A 26401-nucleotide genomic window follows, 5' to 3' on the forward strand; every position below is an offset into this window, starting at 1 on the left:
GTTTTTGCCGGGCGGCATAAGCTTAAGTGAAATAAAGGAGATCTTTATGACGATGTTGTGTACTGCCTGCGGCACCGCCTACCCTCTTCAGGCCACCTATCCGCACTGTAAAATCTGTGAGGATGAGCGTCAGTATATTCCGGCCAGCGGTCAGCACTGGATCGCGCTGGATGCGCTGCGCGCCAGCCATGCCAATCAGTGGAAGGCTCATAGCGATGCGCTGCTGAGCATTAAAACCGTGCCTGCGTTTGCTATTAACCAGCGTGCCTTTCTGCTGCGCACCGCGCACGGTAACGTGCTCTGGGACTGCATTGCTAATCTGGATGACGCCACCTGCACTCTGATTTCGGCGCTGGGCGGCATTGATGCGATCGCGATTTCGCATCCGCATTACTACACCACCATGCAGGAGTGGGCCGAAGCTTTTGACGCGCCCATCCATCTGCACGCCCGCGATCGGCAGTGGATTGTGCGGGAAAGCCCGCATATCCGCTTCTGGGAGGGCGACTCACTGACGCTGATGCCGTCCGTAACGCTGATGCGGCTGGGCGGACATTTCCCTGGTGGCTGCGTCCTGCACTGGGATGAGCATGGCGGAGTCATGCTGGCAGGTGACATTATCCAGGTTACGCCAGGCGCACACGGTGCGTCGTTTATGTGGAGCTACCCCAATATGCTACCGCTGTCGGCCGCGACGGCAGGCAATATTCTGCATCGGCTTGCCGGCGTGACGTTTGATCAGCTCTACGGCGCTTTCGAAGGGCAGGATATGCGTCAGCAGGCTAAAGAGAAGGTCATGCGATCGGGAGCGCGCTATCTGGCCTGTCTGCAGGATCGTCAGGTGTAGCGGGGTATATGGACAGAAAGAGAACAGCCACCTGCGGGTGGCTGTTCGGTACAGTTATGCTGTCTGGAACACGGCAACCATCGTACGTAGCTGCCCTGCCCGCGCGGCCAGTTCCTCCGCCGACGAGGCCGACTCTTCAACCAGCACGGCGTTCTGCTGCGTCACCTGATCCATCTGGTTTACCGCAATATTAACCTGCAGGATGCCACTGCTCTGCTCTTCCGATGAGGAGGAGATATCGCGCATCAGCTGAGAGGTCTGCTCAATGGCGCTGACGCTCTGCTTCACCTTGTCGCCAGCATTCTGCGCCATCGCAATCCCTTCCTGCGCATGACCCACCGACTGTTCAATCAGGCCCTTAATCTCTTTTGCAGCACTGGCTGAACGCTGTGCCAGCGCCCGGACTTCGGAGGCGACGACGGCGAACCCCTTGCCCTGCTCACCGGCTCGCGCTGCTTCAACCGCCGCATTCAGCGCCAGAATATTGGTCTGGAAAGCGATGCTGTCGATGACTGAGGTAATCTCTTCGATTTTACCCGAGCTGCCCCGGATTTTATGCATGGTCTCCATCACGGAATCCATCGCAGCGCCACTGGAAAGTGCCGCCTGCGTCGCGGACTCTGCGCGATCTGAAGCAAAGCGGGTGTTATCCGCATTCTGCTTAATGATGGCCGCCAGCTGCTCCATGCTGGCCGCGGTTTCTGCCAGTGACGCCGCCTGCTCTTCGGTGCGTGACGAGAGATCACCGTTACCGCGCGCGATCTCTTCTGAGGAGTTAGCAATCGTGGCGGCGTTACCTTTGATATCCGATACCAGCTGGGAAAGGCGTTCCTGCATGCGCAGCAGTGCATTCAGCAGTGCCGCCATTTCATTGCTGCCGGAGATAGTCATCTGCGTGGTCAGATCGCCTGCCGCTACGCGGCTGGCCACGTCGACCGCTTCCTTAACCGGACGGGTAACGGACCGGGTGATCATGACGGCCATGCCAACAGCCAGCAGCGCCACTGCCAGCAGTCCTGCCAGCAGCAGATATTGTGAGTATCGCTTCTGATCGATCTGAGCGTCCATCATCTGCTCCAGTCGGATGCTGCTCTGGTTGCCCAGTTCGGCATAGCGGTTAATCGCCTGCGTAAAGACCCTGACATATTCAACCGACGCCACGCTGGCGTGTCCGCTGACAAAAATGCTATCCGCCAGCTGCAGCGCATCCTGAGCCTGCTGACTAGCGTCCTGAGCCAGTCCGGAAAAGGCACTCTTCAGCCTGGGCTCAATGGAAAAAACTTTATCCATGTTTTTGCTGAACTGCGTCAGGGCCGTTTTGCCATTGTCGATCTGGAATGCAAGACGACTGCGATCCGTATCCGATATATTTCCGGCTGCAATCAGCGAGGTGCCATTCGCCCGAATCTGGCCAAGCGTTTCAGTCAGCAGCGGCAGACGACTGTAAATACTGACAATCAGCTGATAGGTATTTAAATCTGCATCCAGCGACAGCTGATAGAAGTCGAGCACATCCTGATTCATATCCAGCACACCCTGAATCAGATGAGCATGGCGCGCCAGACTGGTTGCCAGCGTCAGCTGACCTCCATTGATAGCATTCTGCAGATCTTCCCATTCCTGAGTGATCCGCTGCAGCGACTTCAGCGGAGGCGCCTGCGCATCATCCCTGTGCAGATCGTCCCCGATGGTCCGGGATAACGTGTTGATTTGCGCCACCAGCGCCATACGGGGCGCGTTATCCGCCTTATTAAGGGAGATGGCGATAGCGCTCTCTGCACGATGGCGCTGTAACAGGTTGAGAAGTTTCAGGACTTTTTGCTCTACCGGTATACCGGATAGTTCGACTTTTTTCGTATCGACAAGCTGATTACCCGTCTGAATGAACAGGAAGGTAGGGAGAATAAACAGTATCAACGCAAAAGACCCCAGCAACAGGAACTTCGCAGGTAAATTAATCCGGTCGAGTATTTTCTTCATTCTTTCCGCTCTGATGTGTGTGAGGAGTGCCAGGCACTAAATGTGTCATGTGATTTTATTTTTAACCTTTCTGAGACATAGCCACACGCGCCTCATCCGGCGAAATATCGCTATGAAGAAAGGTTTTCTTTAAAGGTTCAGAAATGTGTATCACAACGAAAAGAAGTATAGTTTGCGCCCTGTTATTTTACAGTGAATAAAATGACAATATTTACTGCAACTTTCGCCTAAGCCAAACCCTTAAATAACATTAAAAATCAATTATATTAATAAGTTTTTCCACTCAGGACCAATGAAGCCGTTAGCCTGGCTTCAGCATAACGGATTTGAAAAAAATAAATTCAAGATAAATAATTCGCTGCCGATAACAGAGCTTCGCGCTGTATCTGATTAATTATTAGTTCGCTATTAATCGCTGCGCTTCTCCCTGGCTGAAATGTTATTCACGCAGGCTATACCTCTAAAGAGGTAATCTATTCCTTCCTTTTTAAAAATGAAATCGTTTTCATCTTTTTTTAAATCATCTGTGTTAATTTTGTCATCCGGCTAAAATAAAAAGCCTCCAGAGTATGGAGGCTGTTATATTACTGCTCAGCTATCAGAAACGTTCCCAGTTTGCCTGCGCCATGTCCATGCTCTGGCGCTCAGGCTGACGGGGCTGGAATGACGGGCGACGCACAGCCGCCGCCTGCGGCTGAGGTACGGCACGCCTGTTGCTCTCCAGCGTAAAGTTGGCGACCAGGCCTGACAGTGTTTCCGCCTGCTCCTGAAGCGATTTTGAAGCAGAAGAGGCTTGTTCTACCAGCGAGGCGTTCTGCTGCGTAACGTCATCCATCTGACCAATCGCCTGATGCACCTGTTCAATGCCTTTGCTCTGCTCGGACGTTGCCGCCGCAATCTCATTGACCAGGTCAGCAACCTGCTGAATCGCCTGACGAACATTTTCACTGTTTGATCCGACACCGTTGGCCTGTTCTGATCCATGTCCGACCTGCGAAACGGAAGTTGAAATCAACTCTTTGATCTCGCGCGCTGCTGAAGAGGAGCGCTGAGCAAGGTTACGGACTTCTGAGGCGACCACCGCAAAGCCGCGGCCATGTTCACCGGCACGCGCTGCTTCAACCGCCGCGTTCAGCGCCAGAATATTGGTCTGAAACGCAATCCCCTCGATCAGGCCGGTAATTTCAGAGATTTTTGCCGAGCTGGCGCGGATATCATCCATCGTCGTCAGCATCTGTTTCACCGCCGCGCCATTCTGGATCGACATCTGATTGGCGTTATTTGCCAGCATACTGGCCTGATTTGCCCCTTCTGCATTCTGTCGCACTGTATCGCTCAGCGTCGCCATACTGGCGGACGTCTGCTCCAGTGAAGCCGCCTGTTCTTCGGTACGGGCTGAAAGATCTTCGTTGCCCGCCGCAATCTGAGTTGAACCGGCACTGACCGACTGTGCTGCGTGACTGACGGAAATAAGCGCGCCGGACACCCGTCCCAGCAGCTGGTTAAAAGCTGACGCCGTTTGACTGATTTCATCCCTACCGCGGACCTCAGCCGTGTGAGTCAGATCAAGAGTCTGGCTCACCTGCGTCATGGTATTAACCATGTGTGTCAGGCTTTTTCTGATGCCGAGAATGACTCTGGCGGAGAACGTGGCCAGTATCAGAATAAGCAGCAGCGAACCGCCCGACATCGCCCACAGTGTCCGGCTGTAAACATGCTGGTTCTCAGCGCGGAGCTGTTCGCCAATATCGATATTGAGCTGAATCTGGCGGGTATAGTCAGCTTCCATCTTACGGGCAGCGGCCCCTATACCCTTCTCACCCTGCAATAGCGGCAGCGTGATGCTGTCATCATGGGCACGCGAGGCAGCCAGAAAAGCCGGAAGTGCACGGCGCACGGCATCCAGGTTTTTTTCAGCCTGCTCAGTTAATACCTTATCTTCTTCATTCGAGATGTCGTTTGCCATGTAATAGTCATTGAGTGACTTGATCTGCTGCAGAATATGCCCGATACGCGCTTCAGCATCCGCAAAATTTTCCGCATCACGCGTGCTGTAATGGCGATAAAGCGCAATACCCAACTGATTGGTCACGCTGATTGATTTGTTCAGGTCGCGAATGCTGGGTATGGCATTTGTCTGGACATATTCGAAACGGGACTGAAATCCCGAAATCACGGACAAAGAGAAAATCACTAATGCAATCAGCGATATCGCAAGTAGTGACAAAATCAGCACAAGACGCTGCGTAATAGTCATGGAGTGGCCCCTGGAAGAAGATAAAACTATAAATGGCTAACATGCCGATCGTTCTTATCGGCGGCTGAATGCGGGGCTTTAACAAATTGCGGGCCCGATATTTTTTTATTTTTTCGTGCATTTATCGCAAAGTGGGCTACGCAAGAATCTGTGCTGGCAATGGATTTTGTCCGACGTCTGTGCCTGCCAGAAAGTCTTTCCCGCCGTGTCACCGGACATCTCACCACTTTTTGCTACAGCGCGGCCCTGCGTATCCAACGTTATTCCGCCCCTGACCATTCCCCTAACGCAGAGCGCACGGTCGATCTTAAACGTGGTCCGCAATTCGGGCTTCACTGATGCAATAACCCGCCGGATTCAGCCAGGACGGGATGAGGCAGCTGAACAGTCACAGAAAACAGACGTATCAGTATGCCGCCAGCCTGCGCATTCTCGCTAAACGGCGGCTTCAGCGGACGGCCTGTTGACCGCGGCCGGTTAAGATTTTAGCCATTTGTGGCAGGACCAGATTAAATCAGTAAATCGACTGGCAGAATGCTGATTCTGGTCTATGCTCACTGGCCCGACCAGGTTTATGCCTGTCAGGTAGCAATAACGCTTAAAATAAAAAAAGGTCGTCGTCATGAATTTAGCTCAATTTGAAACCAGAACCGGTCTTTGGCCACACATGCAATTTACAGACGTTGAATATGAAATATGTAGCAGAGGCGTGGAGATTTATGCCATTGATGTCAGCCGCCAGACCAAGAGCAAGCTGTTCATCTGCCGCGTTACCAGTGAGCAGCAGGCCGCGTCGCTGACAGCACAGTTCAAAGAAGGGTTGCCGAAGATAAAGCTGAAAAAGCGCAAAAACGCAATGAAGCGGGCCGGCATTGCCTGCGAGAAAAGCCCTGTCACCGATGCAGGCTATCAGGATCGCACAGCCCTCAGATCGTCAGCTTCCAGACTCTGATCGTCAAATCAGTCTGCGTTTTCTGCGACGAGCCGCCTGACATGTTGCCTGTGCACGTCAGTTCAATCCTGCAGGGCGTTTAACCGTGCACTGCAGGAACCTGAAACAGACGGCACTCACCCGTTTCAACGGAGATGTCACGAAAGGTGGAGATATGTATTTCAATCCACTGGTTTGCTGCCCACAGTGAATGCGGTACGTTGTGATGCTGAAGGGCAGTCACAAAATCGCGGGTACTGACCGAGTAATCGCCTGCGTCATCGCGCCGTATCGCTTCTCTGAACGCAATCCAGATTTCATCATCCTGCGACATATCATTGACTCCGGAACACCGTCTGAGGGGTACAAAGCTGTATATATAAACAGTATATCTCTTCGCTGGCAGGGTCAAGTCAGGGTACTCAACCGGTAACTGTCGTATAAAAAAAAGCAGATTATGGCCATTCATAGTCGCAGCGGCAGGCTGGAGCAGACTTTAATCCAAATCTTAGAAATCGTTTTCATAAAAATTTAAGTCAATGATTTTATTAAAATTAATCTCTGGTTAGTTGTTTAATGATTTGAATACTCATTAAATAAAAGACTAACCGTAGCGGCATCACATGCTGTTTTGCCCTATCTTTAAGTGGCGCGGTAAAGAAATCCACATCTTTTACAGCGCATTCTGACTCCTACCCTTGCCCCCTTTAAACAGGGGGCACTTTTTAAGACAAAGCAGTAAAAGGCTGTATTGTTTCACCGCTTACTCTTCATACCCTAAGCGTTATGTTAAGACGCTATATGAAAAAATGGCTGATTTGTAACCCGATGATTCACAGGCTTCACCAGCGAAGTCCCGGATGGTGCGTAAACGCATGAATGATAATGAATTTCCTCAATGGCTCAGGAAGTTTAACGCAGCCTGCTTTTCAAGCCAGCCAGAACGCCATGGCAGGGGGCATAAAAAGTGGGTAATAATCAGTTCCTGCCCGATTAACCGGCGCCTCACCAGGGATGCCGTGACGTGACAATAATGAGTTGTATCCACTTTTAGCCCCCGTTTTTACGGGGGCTTTTCTTTATGCCTGCGCTTTTGATCGGCTGTTTTACACCTGGCGACCAGCCTGACTGAATGACTGCGCCAGTTAATGCCGCAAGCAGAATCACATAATGGCCGCAGTTATGCGCTAAGACCGCGATCGTTCTGTGTTATGTTGAGTCGGCCATTATCTGCCACGTGAGTCCGCTTATGCTCTCCACCCTGATCTACCGTAGCCAGCTTGCAGGTTACGTTTCGCCAGCACAGCTAAAGGCGCTGGTGGAGTGCGCCCGTGTTAAAAATGCTAAAGCAGAGGTCACCGGGATTCTGCTCTGCGACGGTCAGCATTTTTTTCAGGTACTGGAAGGCAGTGTCGATAATGTTCAGCAGGTTTACCAGCGCATCAGCGCGGACGATCGTCACTTCAACCTGATTGAGCTGATGTGGGACTACGCACCTGCACGCCGCTTTGGCGATGCCGGTATGGCTTTGTTCAACTTAGGTGATTATCCGGAACATGCTGTGATAGATGCCCTGCTCAAACGGGTTACACTGAATGAAGAGCGGATCAGAGATGACAGAGTCGTGAAGTTCCTGCGATCCTTCATCAAAGGGCGGGACAAAGAGACTTTTATCGAAATCGAACCTGCCAGCGAATGGACGCTGATCACGCCATCACTCATCCCAGCACAGCCTGTCTTTCAACCAGCGGTGGACCAGCACTGCGAATTTGCATTACAGCCTATCGTGGATGCCACAAACCGCCAGATTGTTTCCTGTGAAGCATTAATTCGCGGTCAGCGCGGGGCATCACCCGCAGATTATTTTGCACAATTGCCTGTAGGTGAGCGTTATCAGGCCGATCTCAACGCCAAAAGTTACGCTTTTCAGCTTGCGCAGCATCTGGGACTGGGGGAGCAGACACTTTCCGTTAATCTGCTGCCAATGACACTGGTGATGATTGAAGATGCCGTCGAGCACCTGATCGCTCAGATCAGGCAACATGGTCTGCGGCCAGAGCAGATTGTCGTTGAGGTGACGGAAGATGAGACCATCTCTCGCTTTGACGCCTTTCATCAGGCAGTCAGGCAACTTAAAGCGGCCGGGATCAGTCTGGCGCTTGACGACTTTGGCGCGGGTTTTGCCGGTTTATCTCTGCTGGCCGACTTTCAGCCCGATAAAGTGAAGATTGATCGTAAGCTCATCACCGACATCCATCGCAGCGGCCCGCGTCAGGCCATTGTACTGGCGATTCTGAAATGCTGTCAGGCTCTTGAAATTACCGTAATTGCGGAAGGCGTTGAAAAAATTGAAGAGTGGCTCTGGCTGGAAAGGGCCGGCGTTCGCTATTACCAGGGCTTTCTGTTTGCCCGTCCAGCCCTGAACAGTCTGCCCCAGGTATGCTGGCCAGCACGTCGCTCTGCATAATACAGACAAAGAAACCCCGTCTCTGTTGCACTTTTGTTGAGAGTTTGATGCCGCTCACACCGCTTTGCTGCAAAAAGCAAACCCTGTGCCATGCTTGATCCATCTGACAGCCATCAGGCAATACAGATATTCATCAGGTCCCTGGACTAAAAACGTAATCAGGAGAATCACCATGAACGAAGATCGCATTGGCGGTAACTGGAAGCAGTTCAAAGGTAAGGTGAAGGAAAAATGGGGTGATCTCACGGATGACGACATGACCGTTGTTGAAGGGAAGCGTGACCAGCTGGTCGGCAAAATTCAGGAACGCTACGGCTACGAGAAAGACCGTGCCGAAAAAGAAGTGAAAGACTGGGAAGATTCTAACAAGTACCAGTGGTAATGCGTTTCCTCCCGCCGGGCGTTTGTGTGCCCGGCAACTACTCTGCCCGCCGCTGCTTCTGCCTGCCCATCATCACACCCTGCACCACTTATTTTAATAAAAAATATTTTGGAAATGATGGTTTCTTTATTTAACCCGCGCGCGCATAATTCGCTCATCTTCCCTGGACAGGGGATCGTTAAGTATTCCGGATATCCACTATGCCTCATCACTCTACCGACACAGTTTGTGGTCTCGTCGGTGTTCTGCCTGAAACTCTGCGCCGCTGGCGCAGAGCCGGATTGATAACGCCGCCGGGAGCGAACGGCTATTCCGATCAGCAGCTTACGCGCGCGCTCTGCGTACGCGAAATGACGTCAGGCGGCCATACACTTTTTGATATTCACGCGGCGCTTAACTGGCCTGGTGTGACACTGCCCGGAGGCTGGGCCTGTCGCGAGGAGGATATGTTGCAGCTGCTGGACGCTCATCCGGACGCCGACATCGAACGTGAACTGCAGATGATGAGCACGGACTACTGTGGCGATGATTATGTTAACCGCTATCTGCGGCCGCTCAATCTCTGGCTGCGCAGTGACCTCAGCGAAGGCGCAAATCAGCGTCAGGCGCGCTTTCATCAGGCGGTACTCAGGCAGTGGGAACGTATGGCGCTGGCTGCCCGACGCCGCAGCACTGTTCCGCTGTTTCTTGAGGCAGTCAGCGTTAGAGATGAAACTGAAATCTGGATGGAGGCGATCCGTCTGAATGGGCAGGGATTTCGGGTGGAAGTGGCTGCGGAAGCCTCCGGCATTCCTGCCAAAGCACAATGCCGCTTTGAGCATCATCTGATGTGGTGTGGCGATGGTATCAGCGCATCCATGAAAGCGGCCTTTCACGCCAGTCTTGAGGCGGGCGAGCCGATTATGCTCATCGGCACCAACACCACTTTGCGAACGCGGGTTGAGGTTGAGTCTGCCAGCGCCTGACCGCTGTTTCCCTGTGCCCTTTTTCTGTTTAAAACGGGCGGTAAGGCCCCAGCCGTTTCCGCCCGGACAGGATTAGTGATGTTCAAGCGTACGGGCACCGTCAGTCACAATCGGGATGCGACGCGGTTTTTCGCTCTCCGGGATCTCCTGATACAGGTCAATTTTCAGTAAGCCTTCCGTCAGCGTGGCCCCGGTTACTTTCATGTGCTCGGGAATCGAAAAGCTCAGCTGGAAATCGTGTCGGGCGATGCCGCGATGGAGCCAGCTATGCTCCTCCTGACGAGAATCGCCGGATGTCTCCTGACTTTCTTTCTCTCTGTGTCCCGACACGGAAAGCCGTCCTCCGCGATGCTCAATCTCCAGCTCCTGCTCTTTCCAGCCCGGTACGCTGAGGGTCAGGGCATAACGCTGACGATCAAACCGTTGCAGATCGTAAGCAGGCGCTGCGGTGACCGGGCTGTCGCCAGTCAGCTGACTGAATAATTTATCGATACGGCTGAAGCGGTCTGAGAATACAGAGTCCGCCAGCGAAGGAAATGCTGAGAAAGGTTGTAATGACATAGTGATAATCTCCTGAACAGATTCATCCAAAAGTTCATCCGACCGGTTGATACATGCCGGTCATCACCTTAAATAGGGGCGCGCTGTCAGCTTTCAAGTCAATAAAACGCACTTTTTTGACCAGCAGCTGATAGTCATGATCCTGAGCGCGATTTCAGGCTTTTACACAGCCCTACTTCTTATTCTGCGGCGCCAGAATGTAATGCGGATGACGCCCGGCCAGCAATAGCAACAACTCATATTCACCCTGACTTAATAAGGCCGGATTACCTGCGGCCTCTTTTGTTTGCCAGACGCGCAGACTGAGATCAAAGCGCTCAGCCGCACTCTGCTGAGACAGTCCGGCGGCCAGGCGAAGTTCACGCACATTACTCTGAACAACCACAGGCGGTTGGGGGGGACGGTTAACCAAACAATGCTCCTTCAATAGGGTGAAACCGCCAGCGATCACAGCATCATCATGACGTAAAGCGAAGCGATCCGAAAGCGGGCAGAGAAAAGACCTGTGAATAATTAACTATTTTAAATAATTGTCAAATTTCAGATCCATTATTTATACATAATCCTGACACAAACGAAGCGGTATATTTTGACATAAAGAGGACTTTCCTATTTTTTTGAGTGCGTTATCCCCCGGACCAGGAATTATCCTGTTATTCCCCCTGGACGCCATTCAGGGATTAATCCGCTACCTCGCAGCATCTTTCTTCATCAGGATAAGCGCTTCGCCTGAAGCAATTTTTCCGGCGAATCATTGCAACCTGAGGAGAAAAATAAATGAAACACGCTATCCAGCGTCGGTCGCCCGACGATTTGTCGCAGGTCGACATCCGTGAACAGTGGCAAATCACCTACTGGACACAGGAGCTGGGCACCACACAGGAAAGGCTGACGCGTGCAATTCGTGAAAGCGGGCCGCAGATTGAACAGGTACGTGCGTGGCTGGAGCAGAATCCGCCGCCTCGTCGTCCGGCCCAGCCTGTGAATGGTATGAAACGCTAAACAATCCGCTGACTGATACGCTGTTTGAATGACAGCCTTACTGTGGATTGACCGCTTTCAGCCGGGTTTACGCTGACAGAACGTTTTCGCTTTTCTCTGTCCCTCCCCGGCTTTTTCCTGATATTTTAATAGGTTAACTTTTCAGAACAATACTGTCAGCGTTCTGCGGTCTGACTTACGCAGATGACTGCTGTCTGAACCGGGTTAATATCACTATTAATCTGTCCAAATGTTAAATGTTCATGGAAGAAAATAAATATTCACGATACTGAACGCTTAGTCTGAAATATAAAATCAGCGACGACGCGTCGTAGCTCCGTGCTTCAATTAAATTTTCGAATCGTAAATCCCTTTTTTATGCGTTAAAGAAAATAATAAGAGACACCTGCCGCATAGTCACCTATCATCTGGATGAAAATAAAATATAAGCTTTATTTCCTGCCGCCCGAATGAAATTTTGCTCCGGACAGTTTTCTTTTTCGCTCCGTAATCAGCCGGCGCGGGAGTTTTACACACATGCTCAACCATTTAGACGGCGACAATGAACGCCGAAGCCGTGCCCTGCAAGCGCTGCGTGACCCGGATGAGAGTCGCGATGATGTGCTGCGCAAATTTGTCCGGCTGGCCAGCCAGGCTCTGGGGATCCCGGGCAGTTTTATCTCAGTGCTGGATGATGAGTTTCAGACCATCCGCACGTCACACAATTTTGATCTGCAGCGCTCAACGCGCGCGGATTCACTCTGCCGCCATGTGGTTGACAGCGACAGCGCGGTGATTGTCCCGGATACCTATCACGATGCGCGTTTTGTTACCCACCCGCTGATCACCGGTGCGCCCTTTATCCGCTTTTATGCAGGGGTGCCCCTGAAGACCCGCGACGGAATCATTCTTGGCACACTCTGTGTTACCGATACTGAACCGCATGCCTTCGCTGATGAAAAGATTACCACACTGAGGCTGCTATCGACCCTGGTGATGTCCTTTCTGGAGGCCTGGCACTCGGCAGGCTTTACCGATCCGGTGACCGCATTGCCTAACCGGCAGCGCCTGATCCGCGACTTGCAGTATCTGGCCGTTGCCGGAGATACTGCGCCACGTCGCTTAATTCTGATCGATTGCATTGATCTGTCGAGGGCTTATGAGATGGCCCGCACCATGGGCATGAGCCGGGTCGAGAGCCTGCTGAAAGATATGGCGACGCTGCTGCCGCTGCGCCTGCGGCCGGCAGTAGGAGAAATGATCTATACCGTGGCCACGGGCCGGTTTGCCATCCTCACCCGGGCAGATAGCCGGCTCAGCGCGGCCTGGGTTGCCGGTCGTCTGGAAGGGATCAGCGCAGACATCGATGAAGGGCTCTCTGTCGCCCTGACGCCGCATACCGGGGAAGCCAGCTTTGTAGCTGGCAGCCTGCCAGCGTCTGAAGTATTACGCCGCGCAGGCATGGCGCTTAGCGAGGCAGCAGGCCGGGGAGTGCCTTCACAGCGCTTTGATGAAGAGGCAGAAACACAGCGATCAGCAGATTTCCTGCTGATGACCGATCTTAAAACCGCGCTGCGTGAGAACACCGGTCTTTATATGGTCTATCAGCCGAAAATCTGTCTGATGAAGGGTAAGCCGGTCGGCCTGGAAGCGCTGATCCGCTGGAAGCATCCCTGCAGGGGGGAACTTTCTCCTGGAGCGTTTATCCCACTGGCTGAGCAGACAGATCTGCTTTCTGTATTGACCGTATGGATTATCGATCAGGCCATCGAACGTCTTAGTCGTTTGCGAAACCACTGCATTCAGCTGCCACTGACGATTAACGTCAGCGTCAAGGATTTTGCACGCGAAGGATTTGCCGCCGAGCTGGAAAGTAAGATGCAAAAAGCTAAGCTGCCGACCTCTCTGCTGGGCATAGAATGCCTGGAGACAGAACGTATTCTGGAAAGTCCGACGGCCCTGCGCGGGCTGGAGATGCTCAGAGAACGGGGATTTACGATTTCACTTGACGATTTTGGTTCTGGCTACAGCAATATCAGCTATCTGCACCGCATGCCGCTGGATGTCATTAAGCTGGATCGCTCCCTGATCAGCGAGCTTTCCTCCGATACGGCTTCACGTATCATTGCCCGTAGCATTATCGCCATGCTTAAAGAGCTGGACTATACCGTGGTGGCTGAGGGTGTCGAGTGTACGGATACAGTGACCTCACTAACGGAATATGGCTGCGATCAGGCGCAGGGTTTCTTCTATTCGAAACCGTTAGGTGAAGAGGCTCTGGACCAGTGGCTTCACTGGAAGCTGCGTGATGACTGTTATTAATAAGACCCGCCACCTTTGATTTCCGTAACGCAGTTGATCGCTCTGCGGACGTCGTGACCCTCCTTCCTTTCCTGTTTTACGATCCACTTACCGCCGCCCCGGGTGGTGCAGGCAGTGCGGGTTTTAGTAAAGAGAGATGAAACATTTTTTGAACAATGTTAGCGTGTGCGCAACAACCATTTGAACAGGAGCTGCCCATGTTAACTACCATAATTTATCGCAGCCATATTTCAGATGATTTTCCTGTCAGAACCCTGCCAGAAATGGTCGATAACGCCAGTAAAATCAATACGTCTCACGACGTGACTGGCATTCTGCTTTTTAACGGTACGCACTTCTTCCAGCTGCTTGAGGGCCCGGAAACAGGCATCCTCGCGGTCTATGAGCGAATCTGTGCTGACCGCCGGCATCATAATATTGTGGAACTGATGCGTGACTATGCGCCCTATCGCCGCTTCGGTAATGCAGGCATGTCACTGTTCGACCTGCGTGAACATGATCGCTCATCACTGTTACAGGCGGTGCTGGATAAGGGAACGTCAAAATACCAGCTGACCTATGATGATCGGGCACTTCAATTCCTGCGGACATTCGTCGAATCCCGTGAGAAAGAGAACTATTATGAAGTTCTCCCGCCAGGTTACTGGGAATTTATTTCCGAACACAATGAGGTGCCCGCGTCGTGTCCGGAGACAGAAGGCGTCAGCTTCCGCCCGGTGGTTGACCCACTGGCGCGTCGTGTAACCGCGATTGAAGCGACCCTGATCCGGCCAGCGACGTCTGATGAAGTTTGCGACGATGCGCTCTACATCGAAGATCTGGAAACGCTCAAGCAGACATTCACGCATGCCGGCAAGGTCTGCCCGGACGGCATGACACTTTACGTCAGCCTGCTGCCGATGACGCTGGCTATCGTTCCCAATGCTGTCGGACAGATCCTGACCGCGATTGAGCAGGCAGGACTGGTGCCTGAGCAGGTTGTGATCGGCGTGAGTGAAACTGCTGTGATTTCGCAGCTGGAGGCTTTCTCTGAAGCCGTACGCGCCTTGAAAGCAGTAGGTATCAGCCTGTCCATTGACAATTTTGGTGATGGCTCAGCCGGATTATCTCTGCTCACTCATATTCAGCCTGACCGCATCCGTATCGATGCCGGTATTACACGCGACGTTCACCGCAGTGGCCCCAAGCAGGCAGTGGTTCAGGCGATCATCAAATGCTGTTCAGCGCTTGAAATCACCGTCATCGCGGCGGGCATCGTTCAGCCTGAAGAGTGGATGTGGCTGGAAGCGGCGGGAGTTATTAACTTTCAGGGCACGCTGTTTGCGGCTGCGGGCCGCTATGAAGCGAAATCTGTCGCCTGGCCGGAATACAGGGAAGCGATGTAGACTTCGCTTTGCACATTACAATAAAGCGGCACCTCTGAGTGCCGCTTTTTTTGCTATAGACGTACCGACAGGCTGCCTCACGCACGCCGCTGCCCAGCGATATCGCCCCCATTTGCTGATTCTTTCCTGCGCGATTACAGCGCGAAATTCAGGTGGACCTGTAACTGCAGCACAGCAGCCATTTTGTTGATATCCACTATAGCGAGTAATCCTGCCAGCAGACTACATGGATCCTGAAAGTCTGTTCATGGCTCCATGTTGCATAATGCGCCAGATATCCACTGTAGCGAGTGCGCTTCTGCACTGTTCGTTATTAGCCGAACTGATGCAGAACAGAGGTCAACGCGTATCAACAGGGCTTTGCACCCGTTCTGGCAAGCTGATAGTTCAGCCGTCAGCCTGACTGACTTCTGCGATAACCACTATAGCGAGAAGACAAGCAATAGATACGGTAAAAGCCTGATTAGGCTCGCTGTTCCGCAAACAGTTGTCTGAACGGCGCTAAGCAGAGCCTGTAGTAATGTTGGCAATGATTCAACTGACGTCAGTCCTCTCCCTGCTAACCACTGTAGCGAGTAGTTAACATGCCTAGCAAAAAGGGGATAGCCGGGAAAGAGCCATATCATTAAGGGTTTATAATGATAGTAAGCACTTACATAATAGATTTGATTGGTAATCAAATCATAGCGTGCAAAGGGTGACAACCACTATGGCGAGCAAATTGTTCTTTTTATATTCTCATCTGATAACCACTGTAGCGAGAATGTAAGCTCTTGCAGCATGGAAATGGGTGTATCAGACAGAGAATTGAGAAAAAATTGAACAACTAACCACTATAGCGAGTAGTGAAAAGGTGATAATCAAGCTGGGACAATGGGTGTAGCCGTTCTGAAAAGAGAGAAAACCACTATAGCGAGTAAACACGACTGAACGCAGGCTGAATTGTGACTTCGGAATCTTGCAAAGTAGTGCGCGACCCGGGCCATAACCAGGGTAACGAAAAAATAACCACTGTAGCGAGTAAACATCAGAAGCTCTATGGGCCCTCTGTCTGCTGATGATAGTAAGCAACCACTGTAGCGAGTAAATGTCATTTATCTCTGTCACGATGCTACGCCCCGAACACCGGATGAACTCTCACGTAGTAACAGTGCATCCCGGAGGTAACTTTCACTGATAACCACTGTAGCGAGTAGTGTACTCGCTACAGTGGTTACTGAAGTGTGCCGGTTTCGTTAAACGTTTTCTCAGATAAAAGATAGCAAAAATGCTGCTGCAAACCGGGAAAAAGACGGCATATACGCCTTATGTATCACTGCTTTTTTTGTCTTCGGATTTTATTCAGTAACTCTTTTTCTTCGCGTGAAACCATGACCAGCTCACTGCTCTCCTCATGAATTAACGGTTCCGGCAGGCTGATGTCCATTACGCCGGCATCAATATCCAGATCATCAAATTCATCCATCTCATCATCGATAAGACCTGACTTGCTGATCGGTAGTTCGGCGGGACGCAACTTTGGATGACGATAGTGAACCCAGAAGTAGACAGATGAGCCGCGACGCGTTTCGGTATAATCAAGATAACCAATCTCTTTTAACTGCTCCATAGCCTTTCTGACGGTGGCATTCTGAGTAATTACGCGCGATGTCAGGTTCAGCCGGGCGCGCAGACGGGCCATCGATATCGGAGCTGGCTTTGGCGGCAGACTTTCAATAAAGGTGTAAAGCGCCTGAGCAGACTCTTTGCGTGCCAGTTCATTGATCGCTTTCAGCTGCAGCAGAACCTTTCTGTCAAACTGATAGAGTTCAAAAATTTTAGGATCGGCCTGTAACGTGACCGTATCCTTCTTGATACTGTATTTAGCCGACTGCACCAGATGCGTGGTGTAGTTTTCTCCGCCTTTGCTGGTAAAAGTGAGGGTATTAGAAGCAATACGCGTCAGCGACGCATCCAGACGGCCTCTGAGCTTTGAGGAGAGCCTTGCAGAAGGTATGCCACAGAGTTTGGCAAATTCAACGAATGAGAGCGTTACCGTGTCTCCCAGACACTCATGTGTAGCAAATGCCCGAATGATCCCGACCCAGGTTTTAAAATCATTATCCATATCCAGGCGCGCGCCCAGAATTTTGATGTTGTCATAGCCTTCTGACCTGACAAGGGATAACTGTTTGAGATCCTGGGTCACATCCATGGCATTCATCTGGTTTTTCTGACTGCGTGCGGTGGATTTAAGCGTGGGAACAAACAGGCCGAGTCGCATCAGCGCTACCGGCTGCACAGTGTTATTACTGTTAGGAGTCAGCGTAACAACTTCACCGGTGCGTTTATCCGTTTCGCTAAACGCGTCCGCTATGTTCAGGATATCTGGTTCTTTTCTTGGCATGGTGAAGATCCGTGATGTGAACAGGCAAAAACCGCCGCTACTCGATACAGTGGATACTATCACTCACTATAGCGGTTGATCTACTTACCATAGTGGTTAATTGGCTCGCTACAGTGGATGTTTTACTCGCTATAGTGGTTGGCCACACGGTCCGAAGGCAAGCATACCAGCGTCTCGCAGCATGGTGGGATCTCCCTGGAACTATCAGGGATCTTATGAGGATCTGTTATTGGATCGATTCAGTGGATAACCCAGCATATCTGACTGAAAATTGCGTCACTCTCTGACACACCTGTTTTTATTTTTATCTGTTCCTCTGGCCTGATCCTATAAAAGTACCTGAGTAATACCTGACATAACTTACTCACAGTCTGAAAAGGCATTTACTCGCTACAGTGGTTATCAGTCACTCGCCAGCGCGGTTGCTTAACTCGCTATAGTGGTTGTTATGCTCGCTACAGTGGTTATTTTTCTCGCTATAGTGGTTACTGATCCCCTCTGATGCCTTGTGTGGCAAGGCCTGGAACGCTATGGGGATCTATTTAGGATCTCATTTTGATCTATAAAGGATCGAACGATTGGATCTGGCCTGTGGATAACGGGGATAAGAATGAGACGCTTTGCCTGCGTTACAGGTGCAGCCCATCTCATAGGACCTGCAGAAATCAGTCTGATAAAAGAAGAGCAGGTAGAGTTGAAAATAGGCTAAAAAGGGTGATAACGATGAGAGAATTGGTCATCTGCCACGGCATCCTCGCTAAACTAAAACAAGGCCTCAGTACGCTAAACCAACACTGAGATCTTTAAACTGTTTTCACCGTAAAGAAATTTTAATTAACTAATTGATTATAAATAGTTAAATACTAAAATTTCATAATGAAAACACCATTGGGAAAGTTTCTGTTAGCTTTATTCATGGCGATTAACAAACAAAAACAAACATGTAAGGCACGACATTTCCGACATCACCTTTTACACCTGGCGTAAGAAATATGGCGGTACGGAGATGCCCGGGGTTAAGCACCTGAAATCACCTGAGGAGGAGAACGCAAGACTAAGGAAGCTATTTGCCAAGACCATGCTGGACAGGGAGGCACTTCAGGTGGCTCCGGGGCGAATGTACTGACGACAGACCAGAAGCGGGAAACCGTTGAGTTTATGTGTGATGCGACCGGTCTGTCGCAATGTCGTGCCTGCAGGCTTACAGGTTTGTACCTGCCGACATGCCGCTATAAGGCTCAGCGCCCGGCGGTTGATGCGCAGCTATCTCTAAGCATCACAGAGCTGGCACTGCAGCTCAGGCGTTTTCGCTACCGCCGCATCTGGCAGTTACGGCGTCGTGAAAGCCTTCTGGTTAATCACAAGCGCGTGTACCGCCTTTATCATCTCAGCCGGCTGGGCGTAAAAACACAGACGGCATTGTAAAGGACTGGCAAAGGAACGTCTGCCGCAGCTCTGCCCGATAACGCCCAAGCTGACTTGGTCGATGGATTTTGTCATGGATACACTGGCCAGCGGTCGCAGGATCAAGTGCCTGATCTGTGTGGATGATTTCACGAAGGAGTGTCTGACGATCACCGTTGCTTTCGGCATTGCAGAAGTTCAGGTCACGCGTGTTCTGGACAGCATTGCGCTCTTTAAGGCTATCCGGCGGCAATAAGAGCTGATCAGGGCCCAGAGTTTACCTGCCGCGCGCTCGATCAATGGGCCTTTGAGCATGGTGCGGAGTTAAGACTTATTCAGCCAGGTAAGCCAAAGCAGAACGGATTTGTTGAGCGTTTCAACGGTCGCTTTCGGAATGAATGTCTGAATCAAAACGGGGTCAGCGATAATCTTCATGCCCGGAAAATCATTGATGACTGGCGGCAGAACTATAAGGAGTCCAGACCTCATTCATCGCTGAAATACCAGACGCCGGCTGAATTTATAGCAAGCTGGAGAAATGGAAAATTAGAAGGTAAACAAACCGACATTACTAACTGAGCGTTGTATCTAATACTGGGGACAGGTCACCATTTTGATAAACCTGGACCAAGAAGTCGCAGGACATTTTTGCCATACGTATACAAATGTAAGAGAATAAAAGTTAATGCAAATCAGGCCAATCGCAGAAGGCCGACGCATTGTTTAACTCGATAAGGCAGGAAGCTTAATGGACTTAAACCAGCTGAGAACATTCGTTACCGTCGCTGAGACATCGAGCCTGACCCGGGCGGCCAAGCAACTGTTTCTGAGCCAGCCGGCGGTAAGTGCTCATATCAAGTCACTCGAAACTGAATTTAATGTACGGCTTTTCAAACGTACCCCACGCGGTATGGAACTTACTGCATCCGGTCTGATTATGCGGGACGAAGCCCACATTGCACTTGATGCTGCCAGTAAATTTTTAAGTCGTGCTCGTTCAATTAATACTGTCGGAACCTGTGCACTCGGCACTATTTCCGTTCCTGTAATACTTAATCTACCGCAGGTTCTTTCTCAACTGCGTCGGCGGCATCAGAACGTCAGCTTGACAATCAGGCAGAATATTTCTGGTAATATAATTGATAGCCTTCTTGCGGGAGAGCTTGATGCGGGTTTTATTATCGGAGAAGTACAGGAGAACCGGCTGGGTGTGATCGCGATTTCTCCAATTACTCTATGCATTGTTGGCCCCTATTCCTGGAAAGCTCAGCTTGAGGTTTGCGGTTGGGACACACTTGTGGAATTTCCGTGGATTGCTACACCGGAAAAATGTTCGTTCAGTTCAATAGCTCGTGATTTTCTACAAAGACATGGTGTGAGTGTCCAGCCGGTAATTGTCGCTGATCAGGAAAAAACGCTGGCCGAACTAGTTGCCATAGAGGCCGGCATAACTCTAATGCGTGAAGATATGGCTTTGGTTTACCAGGATAACGAAGAGCTTTATATCTGGCCTGGGGAGAAAGCGGTGAGCCAGCTTTGCTTTGTCTGGGATCGTGAAAAAGAGTCATCTCCCGTAGTGGCAGCACTGATTGATTCGGTGAAAGACATCTGGCAGGTTACGGTCTGATTGTTGAAGCCCCCCCCGTTGGGAAAGGGCTCGGAATATTAACGGCGGACGGTAGAGACTTTCAGCACAGTATCTGGTACGGCCTGCCGTAACATTTTGCGCTGGCTGAGATTGTTGAGCACCAGTGCGGTGGCGGTGAGTGCGGCACCGGCAATCTGTACATGCGTCGGCACCATGCCGTTCAGCGCAGAGACAATAAAAGCTGTGACAGGAACGACATCCATAAAGAGCACGCCATTTGTGGGCGTGATTATACGGTTACCAATGTTCCAGCACAGTACCGCCATCAGGCCTGCAATCAGAGCCATGTACAGCAGATGCGGGATCACTACTGTGACTGCCGCAGCATCCGGTACCGTAATCAGACCAGTTCCTATCAGCACCAGGTCTGTGGCAGACACGCTCGTCATACCCAATAGTGTGGTCAGCGTAGTGTACCGTAGCGGACTCCAGTCGGGAAAATAACTCCCACCGATCGTATAAATAACCCAGCAGAGTGCACCGGCAATCAAAAGAAGGTTTGCAGTTAAACTAGCCGGAGAGTTCAGGATTGCAGACATATCACCGTTTGTGATTACAAGCATCACGCCGCTAAAGGATAACAGAATGAATCCGAATGTACTGGCATGTGGGCGGACTTTTTTGAGCGCCCAAATCGTGAGAAGGCCTAGCATAGGCATGGTGGCCATCATGATGGATGCGGTCAGTGCTCCGCTCGGGCCCGCAAGATGCTGACCAAGGAACACAAGAAAACCGAATCCTGCAAATCCCAGAGTTCCGAACAACCAGGCTAAGCCCCAGCGTTGGTTCTTCAGCTGGAAAGCTGGACGTCCTTCACGGAACAGCAGCAGCAGAGCAAAAGCAATTCCCGCAATACCATAACGGAGTGTGGTAAAGTTAAATGGATCTATTCGGGTCAGTGCATGTGTCATAACTGGGAACATGGCTCCCCATGACAAAGTGGCTAGCAAGCAGCAGAGCAGCCCTTTGATATAAGTATTCATAAGTACATCTTCCTTTTATATTCAAAATGTCATGACAAATAGTGGGCCTTAATAATTTCATGGTCATTGAAAAATGACTATTCGAGAGTATTTATTTTGCTATCAGAAATTCTGATAGGCATGTGTTATGCCGCATCCAGAATTTGTACTATTTCACTGAAGCGCACTTTCCCACTCGGGCTGTAGGGTATTTTATCTACCGGATGTGCTGAGAAATTAATGACGCCTGTTGTGAAAGCCTGCTCATTTATTTTTTCAATCAGACGCATAAATTTTTGTTTGTTGCTCTGGCAAGTGCTAAAAATACATTTGACATGGTTGACCCCTTGAAGCTGCACGGTAACTAGTGCCACATCCCTGATGCAGGGTAGTAAACGAATTTTTTCTTCAATGAGGTAAATATCATGGTTACTGTGGATTTCACCGTTGCGGTTCATCAGAAACAGCCTGCCACTATCATCCAAATAGCCATAATCGGCCATCAGAAAATAACGTTCATCGCCTATCATAATGAACGGCCTGCTTCCGTCACTGTACTCATCCATGAGCATATAGCTTGATATGGCTACTCTTCCTTTGTCACCCGACTTGCGCGGTTCATTGTTCTCATCAAGGATAATTACTCGGTTACCGTCAAAGGGGCGGCCAACACTCTCAGGACAGACTTGCATGTCGTCCGGCTCTGAAAGTACATTTACTCCGGTTTCTGTGCAGCCGTAATACTCACAGAAAATATTACCAAAGGCTGTACATGCGGCGTGTTTGCTTTTGACAGGGAAATAACTGCCTCCGACAAGCACCCAGCGCAGGTGATGGCTGAGGTTGATTCGAGCTGCAAGACCTGTCATTCGGGCGACAAGATTAGGTGTCATTACCGTGGCTTTCACGCACTCCTGGGAAAGCGTTCGCACAAAGGCCTGTTCATCTTCCTGGTCTACCAGATGAAGGGAGGCCCCTAGTCCCATAAACATTCGTGCCCAGCCGTTACCGGCAGCATGATAGAGAGGCAGAATGAGCATGAACCCATCCGCGTTGTTAAAGCCAAACTTTTCGGTAAACCATGCGAAACGGCGTGTATCAAATGACTGGTAGCGCAGGGCTATTTTGGGTATAGAGCTGGTTCCTGATGTCAGGGAAAGACCACGATATGGCGACGGAGTGCGCGTTAATTGCAGGCAGTTCAGTTCCGGGAGGTGACGTTCTCCTATACTGTCGATAACTTGATCCGCTGAGGCATCAACGTCCAGAATGTTTGTGCCAGCTATATTAAGATAGCTGAGTTCATCGCCAGTAAAGAGATCGAAGGAAACCAGCAACAAACCGGGTTTTATCCGTCCTAAAAGCGTGTTGAGTGTTTTCACAGAAAGTGAGTAATCCAGCCCATTGGCTGGAATGCCGAGCGTTATAAACGCAGCAAGCCAACAGACCAGTTCTGAACTATTTTTAGACACATAGCAAACCGAGCGTAGTTGCTCCTCACTGAAAGTGCGACGCAGGAATACTATGCGGGATTCGGTCTGTCGAATAATCTCATTCCATGTATACTGTCCATTATTATCGGTAATACAGGTTTGATTGCCACGTAAGGCAGCAATCTCAGTCATTCTGCTGAGCGTAATCATGATATATATCCGATTAAAAAAGATTAAATTCAGGCTGCAATAATTAGGAAGCCATTTTTGCGGTATTCATTTATTTTATTTCTTATAGCGTCATCAATGATTTCTCCTGGAAAAACAAGCGGCACACCGGGAGGATAAGGGATGATAAAGCTTTCCGAAACTTCCATTTCGGAAGGCGTATTTACAATTTTACTTTGGCTTATTTTATTCAGTGCTGAAAGCAGCGAATTGACTGCCTGATTATTGATGCCTATGTGAAAATTAAAGAGGAGCACGTTATTCAGTAATCGCTTTACATATATATTTTCTTCACAGAGGTACTTTTTAATCTCTGCACCTGTACCGAGTGAAGAGACATTAAGCATCACTTTTGTCGGATCATAATGAATGTGATTGTGTGAGCTGAAAAAATGTGGGCATACTACTTCAATACCAGCAATTTTAAGTGAAGACAGGCCGTTAAAAAAGTTGCTTACCAGATCGCGTGCATGCGCAGCAAGCTCACTCCCGTGCTCGGCCATTACTGCCTGTGCGGCATCGAGTGAGGCTATTATCGGGTAGCTCGGTGAAGTGGTATGGATGCGGTATTTTGCTGTTTCAATTCTGTCCGGCAGACCGGGGGTACCGCGACAGTGGATAATAGAGGCCTGCCGGAGACAGAAAAGGGATTTATGCGCGGAGTGTGTACAGACAACGTCCAGGTCAGGATATTTATCAAGTAGCGGAGCGATATTCATTGTAGTCAGGGGACGGGTGTCTTCGCTGAAATAATTCAGACTCCCCCATGCCTCATCAATAAAAAAACGTCGGGTGCTGATGCCGGCGGCCAGAAGTCGTTCAAGAACACTTGGAATATCATAAATGATCCCTTCATAGGACTGCGCGGTGAGGATAACCATATCACAGGCTTTACCGTTCTGCTGCAGCGTAAGAAGAGTCCGTTCAAGATGTTCATAAGACCAGGCGCTAATTTCACCATCCTCTGTTCGAAGATCCGGGTAGAGATAATGGACTTCAGCATCGCTTGACTGCGTGTGGAAATGAACTGACTGGTGACAGTTGCGGTCAGCCAAAATAATATAATCCTTCTCGCAGAGAGCTGAAATGGCGATCTGATTAGCGGTACTGGTTCCCCCGGTTATGTAGAATGATGCATCCGCATTATAAAGTCCGGCAGTCAATTTCTGTGACTCTGAAATAATACTTGTAGGGAAAAGAAAGTGTCGAAAATTTCGCCTGTAAATGAGGCTTCAGGGCATTCAGAAATATCAGTTGTCAGGTCACCGATAATGTCGCTATCCCCGTAACTGGATATCGGAAGCGCATGGAAGGAAAAGATTTTCCTATTACTAAGAGATTGAAGTCTACTAAGGACTGGTGTGGAACCGGTCATGTTCACTAGTCTGGCGTTCATTTCCTTCCCCGACGTTATGTTGTGTGGGTAAAATATGCGGTCATTATTTTTCAATGAATATTTGTTTTTTTTGATTGTGCTATCAGGATAAGTGATATTGCTTCTTTCACTGTCCTGGTCTGAGGGGGGATATACTGTAAGAGAATTTTTCGAGCAGATGATAAATTACACCACTTGTAGGGTTTCTTTTCTAATCGCGAATTTCTATTTAAGGATTAAAATAATTATCATGATAATTATTTTTCTGCCATCAATTGTATCCTGCTCACTTCTTTACAGTTAATTTCCTAAAGTCTGGAAAGTGTTATGTTAGAAAATTAACAGGCCGATAATTAGTAAATTCTGAAAGGAAGGCACCAGTGATAAAATGCCTGAGGGGTAATGCCCGATATGGGTCAGGCGGTGTTGACAGTAACCGTCAATGGGCTTTGTTGAATAAATCGAACTTTTGCTGAGTTGAAGGATCAGATCACGCATCTTCCCGACAACACAGACCGTTCCATGGCAAAGCAAAAGTGCAAGATCACCAACAGGCCCACCTACAACAAAGCCCTCATCAATCGTGGCTCCCTCACCTTTTGGTTGGATGATGAGGCTATTCAGGCCTGGTATGAGCCAGCAACGCCTTCATCCCGGGGAAGACCTCAGCGTTATTCTGACCTTGCCATCACTATTGCCCTGGTGATTAAACGCGTATTTGGGCTGACCCTGCGGGCTGCTCAGGGTTTTATTGACTCCGTTTTTACCCTAATGGACGTTCCGTTGCGCTGCCCGGATTATACCAGTGTCAGCAAGCGGGCCAGGTCGGTTAATGTCAGCTTCAAAACACCCACCCGGGGTGAAATCGCACACCTGGTGATAGATTCTATCGGGCTGAAGGTTTTTGGTGAAGGCGAGTGGAAAGTCAAAAAGCACGGCCAGGATCGCCGTCGTATCTGGCGAAAGCTGCATCTGGCAGTCGATGGCAAAACACATGAAATCATCTGCGCAGACCTGTCACTGAACAACGTAACGGACTCAGAAGCCTTCCCGGGTCTAATCCGGCAGGCTCACAGAAAAATCAGGGCAGCAGCGGCAGGCGGGGCTTACGACACCCGGCTATGTCACGATGAACTGCGGCGTAAGAAAATCAGCGCTCTTAACCCACCCCGAAAAGGGGCAGGTTACTGGCCCGGTGAGTACGCAGATCGTAATCGTGCAGTAGCGAACCAGCGTCTGAGCGGGAGCATTGCACGGTGGAAATGGGCAACAGATTATAATCGTCGGTTGATAGCGGAAACGGCGATGTACAGAGTAAAGCAACTGTTCGGAGGTTCAATGACGCTACGGGACTATGATGCCCAGGTTGCAGAGGCTTTGGCCATGGTGCGTGCGCTGAAAAAAATAACAAAGGCAGGGATGCCAGAAAGCGTGCGTATTGCCTGACAGCAGCAAACAGCTATAGGTATGTTTACCCCAAATCTGATTTATTCAACAAAGCCGTAGCTATCCTAAAAAATAAAAAAAGTGTTTGAGAACCATGAACTCTGTATTAGAGAGACAACACTGATTGTGGGACATGCAAAAACAATCAAAAGGAATATTTTTACTTATTCAGACAGAGGGTTATTGGAGATCATACCAAACGGGCATCTCAGGGAAATGATGATTACGCCTGCATGCCTGGCAAATCCAATAATATCAAAATGCTAAAGTCTCATGGAGGTAACGGTGAAGTCAGGGACATGCCGCTAAATGAAGCCTAAATTCTGACTCAGAATGTGATTTTAACTGGTAACCTGAAATCAACCCTAACCAAAATCCCAGCTCCTTTCGCGAAGAAAATCAGAGGGCTAAGACTTTGGCGCCCGCGCAAATTGCTGACAG

Annotated in this window: 19 protein-coding genes and 1 pseudogene; 11 read left to right on the forward strand and 9 right to left on the reverse strand. The window is 50.1% G+C overall.

Annotated features, from left to right (window positions below; all coding sequences use genetic code 11):
* Positions 1–46: 46 nt before the first annotated feature.
* Positions 47–847, forward strand: coding sequence for an MBL fold metallo-hydrolase (locus ACLHDD_RS18140; RefSeq protein ID WP_427105253.1), 801 nt, complete (start codon positions 47–49; stop codon positions 845–847).
* Positions 848–901: 54 nt separating this feature from the next.
* On the opposite strand, the gene ACLHDD_RS18145 is transcribed toward ACLHDD_RS18140, so the two are convergent.
* On the reverse strand, positions 902–2827 hold the full coding sequence (locus ACLHDD_RS18145) for a methyl-accepting chemotaxis protein (RefSeq protein WP_427105254.1): 1926 nt from the start codon (positions 2825–2827) through the stop codon (positions 902–904).
* A 598-nt stretch (positions 2828–3425) separates the two neighbouring features.
* Entirely contained in the window at positions 3426–5084 is a 1659-nt protein-coding gene (locus ACLHDD_RS18150) for a methyl-accepting chemotaxis protein (RefSeq protein ID WP_427105255.1), read from the reverse strand.
* A gap of 622 nt (positions 5085–5706) precedes the next feature.
* Here ACLHDD_RS18150 and ACLHDD_RS18155 point away from each other — a divergent pair.
* Positions 5707–6036: a hypothetical protein gene (locus ACLHDD_RS18155; protein WP_427105256.1), complete on the forward strand. Its 330-nt coding sequence runs from the start codon at positions 5707–5709 to the stop codon at positions 6034–6036.
* Between the two features lie 79 nt (positions 6037–6115).
* On the opposite strand, the gene ACLHDD_RS18160 is transcribed toward ACLHDD_RS18155, so the two are convergent.
* Positions 6116–6349 carry a DNA polymerase V subunit gene (locus ACLHDD_RS18160; protein WP_427105257.1) on the reverse strand — a complete coding sequence of 78 codons (234 nt, stop codon included), beginning with the start codon at positions 6347–6349 and terminating at the stop codon, positions 6116–6118.
* Positions 6350–7264: 915 nt separating this feature from the next.
* On the opposite strand from ACLHDD_RS18160, the gene ACLHDD_RS18165 reads away from it, so the two are divergent.
* The 3 genes from ACLHDD_RS18165 to ACLHDD_RS18175 all read left to right on the forward strand — a co-directional run bounded on the left by ACLHDD_RS18165 (position 7265) and on the right by ACLHDD_RS18175 (position 9829).
* Positions 7265–8482, forward strand: coding sequence for a diguanylate phosphodiesterase (locus ACLHDD_RS18165; RefSeq protein WP_427105258.1), 1218 nt, complete (start codon positions 7265–7267; stop codon positions 8480–8482).
* 172 nt (positions 8483–8654) lie between these two features.
* A complete protein-coding gene (locus ACLHDD_RS18170) occupies positions 8655–8864 on the forward strand; it encodes a CsbD family protein (RefSeq protein WP_111138333.1) in 210 nt (69 codons plus the stop codon).
* A gap of 200 nt (positions 8865–9064) precedes the next feature.
* The gene (locus tag ACLHDD_RS18175; RefSeq protein ID WP_427105259.1) at positions 9065–9829 is read left to right on the forward strand and encodes a MerR family transcriptional regulator; all 765 of its coding nucleotides are present in this window, start codon (positions 9065–9067) and stop codon (positions 9827–9829) included.
* A gap of 72 nt (positions 9830–9901) precedes the next feature.
* On the opposite strand, the gene ACLHDD_RS18180 is transcribed toward ACLHDD_RS18175, so the two are convergent.
* Both ACLHDD_RS18180 and ACLHDD_RS18185 read right to left on the reverse strand, forming a co-directional pair.
* On the reverse strand, positions 9902–10390 hold the full coding sequence (locus tag ACLHDD_RS18180; protein ID WP_427105260.1) for an Hsp20 family protein: 489 nt from the start codon (positions 10388–10390) through the stop codon (positions 9902–9904).
* Positions 10391–10562: 172 nt separating this feature from the next.
* Positions 10563–10802: a transcriptional regulator gene (locus tag ACLHDD_RS18185; RefSeq protein ID WP_427105261.1), complete on the reverse strand. Its 240-nt coding sequence runs from the start codon at positions 10800–10802 to the stop codon at positions 10563–10565.
* Positions 10803–11167: 365 nt separating this feature from the next.
* Here ACLHDD_RS18185 and ACLHDD_RS18190 point away from each other — a divergent pair, with 365 nt between their 5' ends.
* The 3 genes from ACLHDD_RS18190 (at position 11168) to ACLHDD_RS18200 (ending at position 15078) form a co-directional block, all read left to right on the forward strand.
* Positions 11168–11392 (forward strand): DUF3606 domain-containing protein, encoded by a 225-nt coding sequence (locus tag ACLHDD_RS18190; RefSeq protein ID WP_313656002.1) that lies wholly within the window; start codon positions 11168–11170, stop codon positions 11390–11392.
* A 516-nt stretch (positions 11393–11908) separates the two neighbouring features.
* On the forward strand, positions 11909–13693 hold the full coding sequence (locus tag ACLHDD_RS18195) for an EAL domain-containing protein (protein ID WP_427105262.1): 1785 nt from the start codon (positions 11909–11911) through the stop codon (positions 13691–13693).
* Between the two features lie 197 nt (positions 13694–13890).
* Entirely contained in the window at positions 13891–15078 is a 1188-nt protein-coding gene (locus ACLHDD_RS18200) for a diguanylate phosphodiesterase (protein WP_427105263.1), read from the forward strand.
* 1312 nt (positions 15079–16390) lie between these two features.
* Here ACLHDD_RS18200 and ACLHDD_RS18205 read toward each other — a convergent pair.
* Complete coding sequence (locus ACLHDD_RS18205) at positions 16391–17464, reverse strand: RepB family plasmid replication initiator protein (protein WP_427105264.1); 1074 nt, start codon at positions 17462–17464, stop codon at positions 16391–16393.
* A gap of 946 nt (positions 17465–18410) precedes the next feature.
* Between ACLHDD_RS18205 and ACLHDD_RS18210 the strand changes: the two are divergent.
* Positions 18411–19447: pseudogene (locus ACLHDD_RS18210) on the forward strand (IS3 family transposase); the annotation flags it as partial.
* Positions 19448–19616: 169 nt separating this feature from the next.
* Positions 19617–20495: a LysR family transcriptional regulator gene (locus tag ACLHDD_RS18215; RefSeq protein ID WP_427105265.1), complete on the forward strand. Its 879-nt coding sequence runs from the start codon at positions 19617–19619 to the stop codon at positions 20493–20495.
* A 38-nt stretch (positions 20496–20533) separates the two neighbouring features.
* Here ACLHDD_RS18215 and ACLHDD_RS18220 read toward each other — a convergent pair whose 3' ends face one another.
* The 3 genes from ACLHDD_RS18220 to ACLHDD_RS18230 all read right to left on the reverse strand — a co-directional run bounded on the left by ACLHDD_RS18220 (position 20534) and on the right by ACLHDD_RS18230 (position 24302).
* Complete coding sequence (locus ACLHDD_RS18220; protein ID WP_427105266.1) at positions 20534–21499, reverse strand: DMT family transporter; 966 nt, start codon at positions 21497–21499, stop codon at positions 20534–20536.
* A gap of 125 nt (positions 21500–21624) precedes the next feature.
* Complete coding sequence (locus tag ACLHDD_RS18225; protein ID WP_427105267.1) at positions 21625–23121, reverse strand: AMP-binding protein; 1497 nt, start codon at positions 23119–23121, stop codon at positions 21625–21627.
* A 29-nt stretch (positions 23122–23150) separates the two neighbouring features.
* On the reverse strand, positions 23151–24302 hold the full coding sequence (locus tag ACLHDD_RS18230; RefSeq protein WP_427105268.1) for a lysine decarboxylase: 1152 nt from the start codon (positions 24300–24302) through the stop codon (positions 23151–23153).
* A 689-nt stretch (positions 24303–24991) separates the two neighbouring features.
* On the opposite strand from ACLHDD_RS18230, the gene ACLHDD_RS18235 reads away from it, so the two are divergent.
* A complete protein-coding gene (locus tag ACLHDD_RS18235; protein WP_427105269.1) occupies positions 24992–25960 on the forward strand; it encodes an IS5 family transposase in 969 nt (322 codons plus the stop codon).
* Positions 25961–26401 lie beyond the last annotated feature (441 nt).

It is taken from the genome of Pantoea sp. NSTU24 (genome assembly GCF_050157905.1).
GTDB lineage: Bacteria > Pseudomonadota > Gammaproteobacteria > Enterobacterales > Enterobacteriaceae > Pantoea.

Coding starts and splice junctions, on each gene's coding strand:
- ACLHDD_RS18140 (WP_427105253.1), top strand. CDS start 47: ATGACGATGTTGTGTACTGCCTGCGGCACCGCCTACCCTCTTCAGGCC.
- ACLHDD_RS18145 (WP_427105254.1), bottom strand. CDS start 2,827: ATGAAGAAAATACTCGACCGGATTAATTTACCTGCGAAGTTCCTGTTG.
- ACLHDD_RS18150 (WP_427105255.1), bottom strand. CDS start 5,084: ATGACTATTACGCAGCGTCTTGTGCTGATTTTGTCACTACTTGCGATA.
- ACLHDD_RS18155 (WP_427105256.1), top strand. CDS start 5,707: ATGAATTTAGCTCAATTTGAAACCAGAACCGGTCTTTGGCCACACATG.
- ACLHDD_RS18160 (WP_427105257.1), bottom strand. CDS start 6,349: ATGTCGCAGGATGATGAAATCTGGATTGCGTTCAGAGAAGCGATACGG.
- ACLHDD_RS18165 (WP_427105258.1), top strand. CDS start 7,265: ATGCTCTCCACCCTGATCTACCGTAGCCAGCTTGCAGGTTACGTTTCG.
- ACLHDD_RS18170 (WP_111138333.1), top strand. CDS start 8,655: ATGAACGAAGATCGCATTGGCGGTAACTGGAAGCAGTTCAAAGGTAAG.
- ACLHDD_RS18175 (WP_427105259.1), top strand. CDS start 9,065: ATGCCTCATCACTCTACCGACACAGTTTGTGGTCTCGTCGGTGTTCTG.
- ACLHDD_RS18180 (WP_427105260.1), bottom strand. CDS start 10,390: ATGTCATTACAACCTTTCTCAGCATTTCCTTCGCTGGCGGACTCTGTA.
- ACLHDD_RS18190 (WP_313656002.1), top strand. CDS start 11,168: ATGAAACACGCTATCCAGCGTCGGTCGCCCGACGATTTGTCGCAGGTC.
- ACLHDD_RS18195 (WP_427105262.1), top strand. CDS start 11,909: ATGCTCAACCATTTAGACGGCGACAATGAACGCCGAAGCCGTGCCCTG.
- ACLHDD_RS18200 (WP_427105263.1), top strand. CDS start 13,891: ATGTTAACTACCATAATTTATCGCAGCCATATTTCAGATGATTTTCCT.
- ACLHDD_RS18205 (WP_427105264.1), bottom strand. CDS start 17,464: ATGCCAAGAAAAGAACCAGATATCCTGAACATAGCGGACGCGTTTAGC.
- ACLHDD_RS18215 (WP_427105265.1), top strand. CDS start 19,617: ATGGACTTAAACCAGCTGAGAACATTCGTTACCGTCGCTGAGACATCG.
- ACLHDD_RS18220 (WP_427105266.1), bottom strand. CDS start 21,499: ATGAATACTTATATCAAAGGGCTGCTCTGCTGCTTGCTAGCCACTTTG.
- ACLHDD_RS18225 (WP_427105267.1), bottom strand. CDS start 23,121: ATGATTACGCTCAGCAGAATGACTGAGATTGCTGCCTTACGTGGCAAT.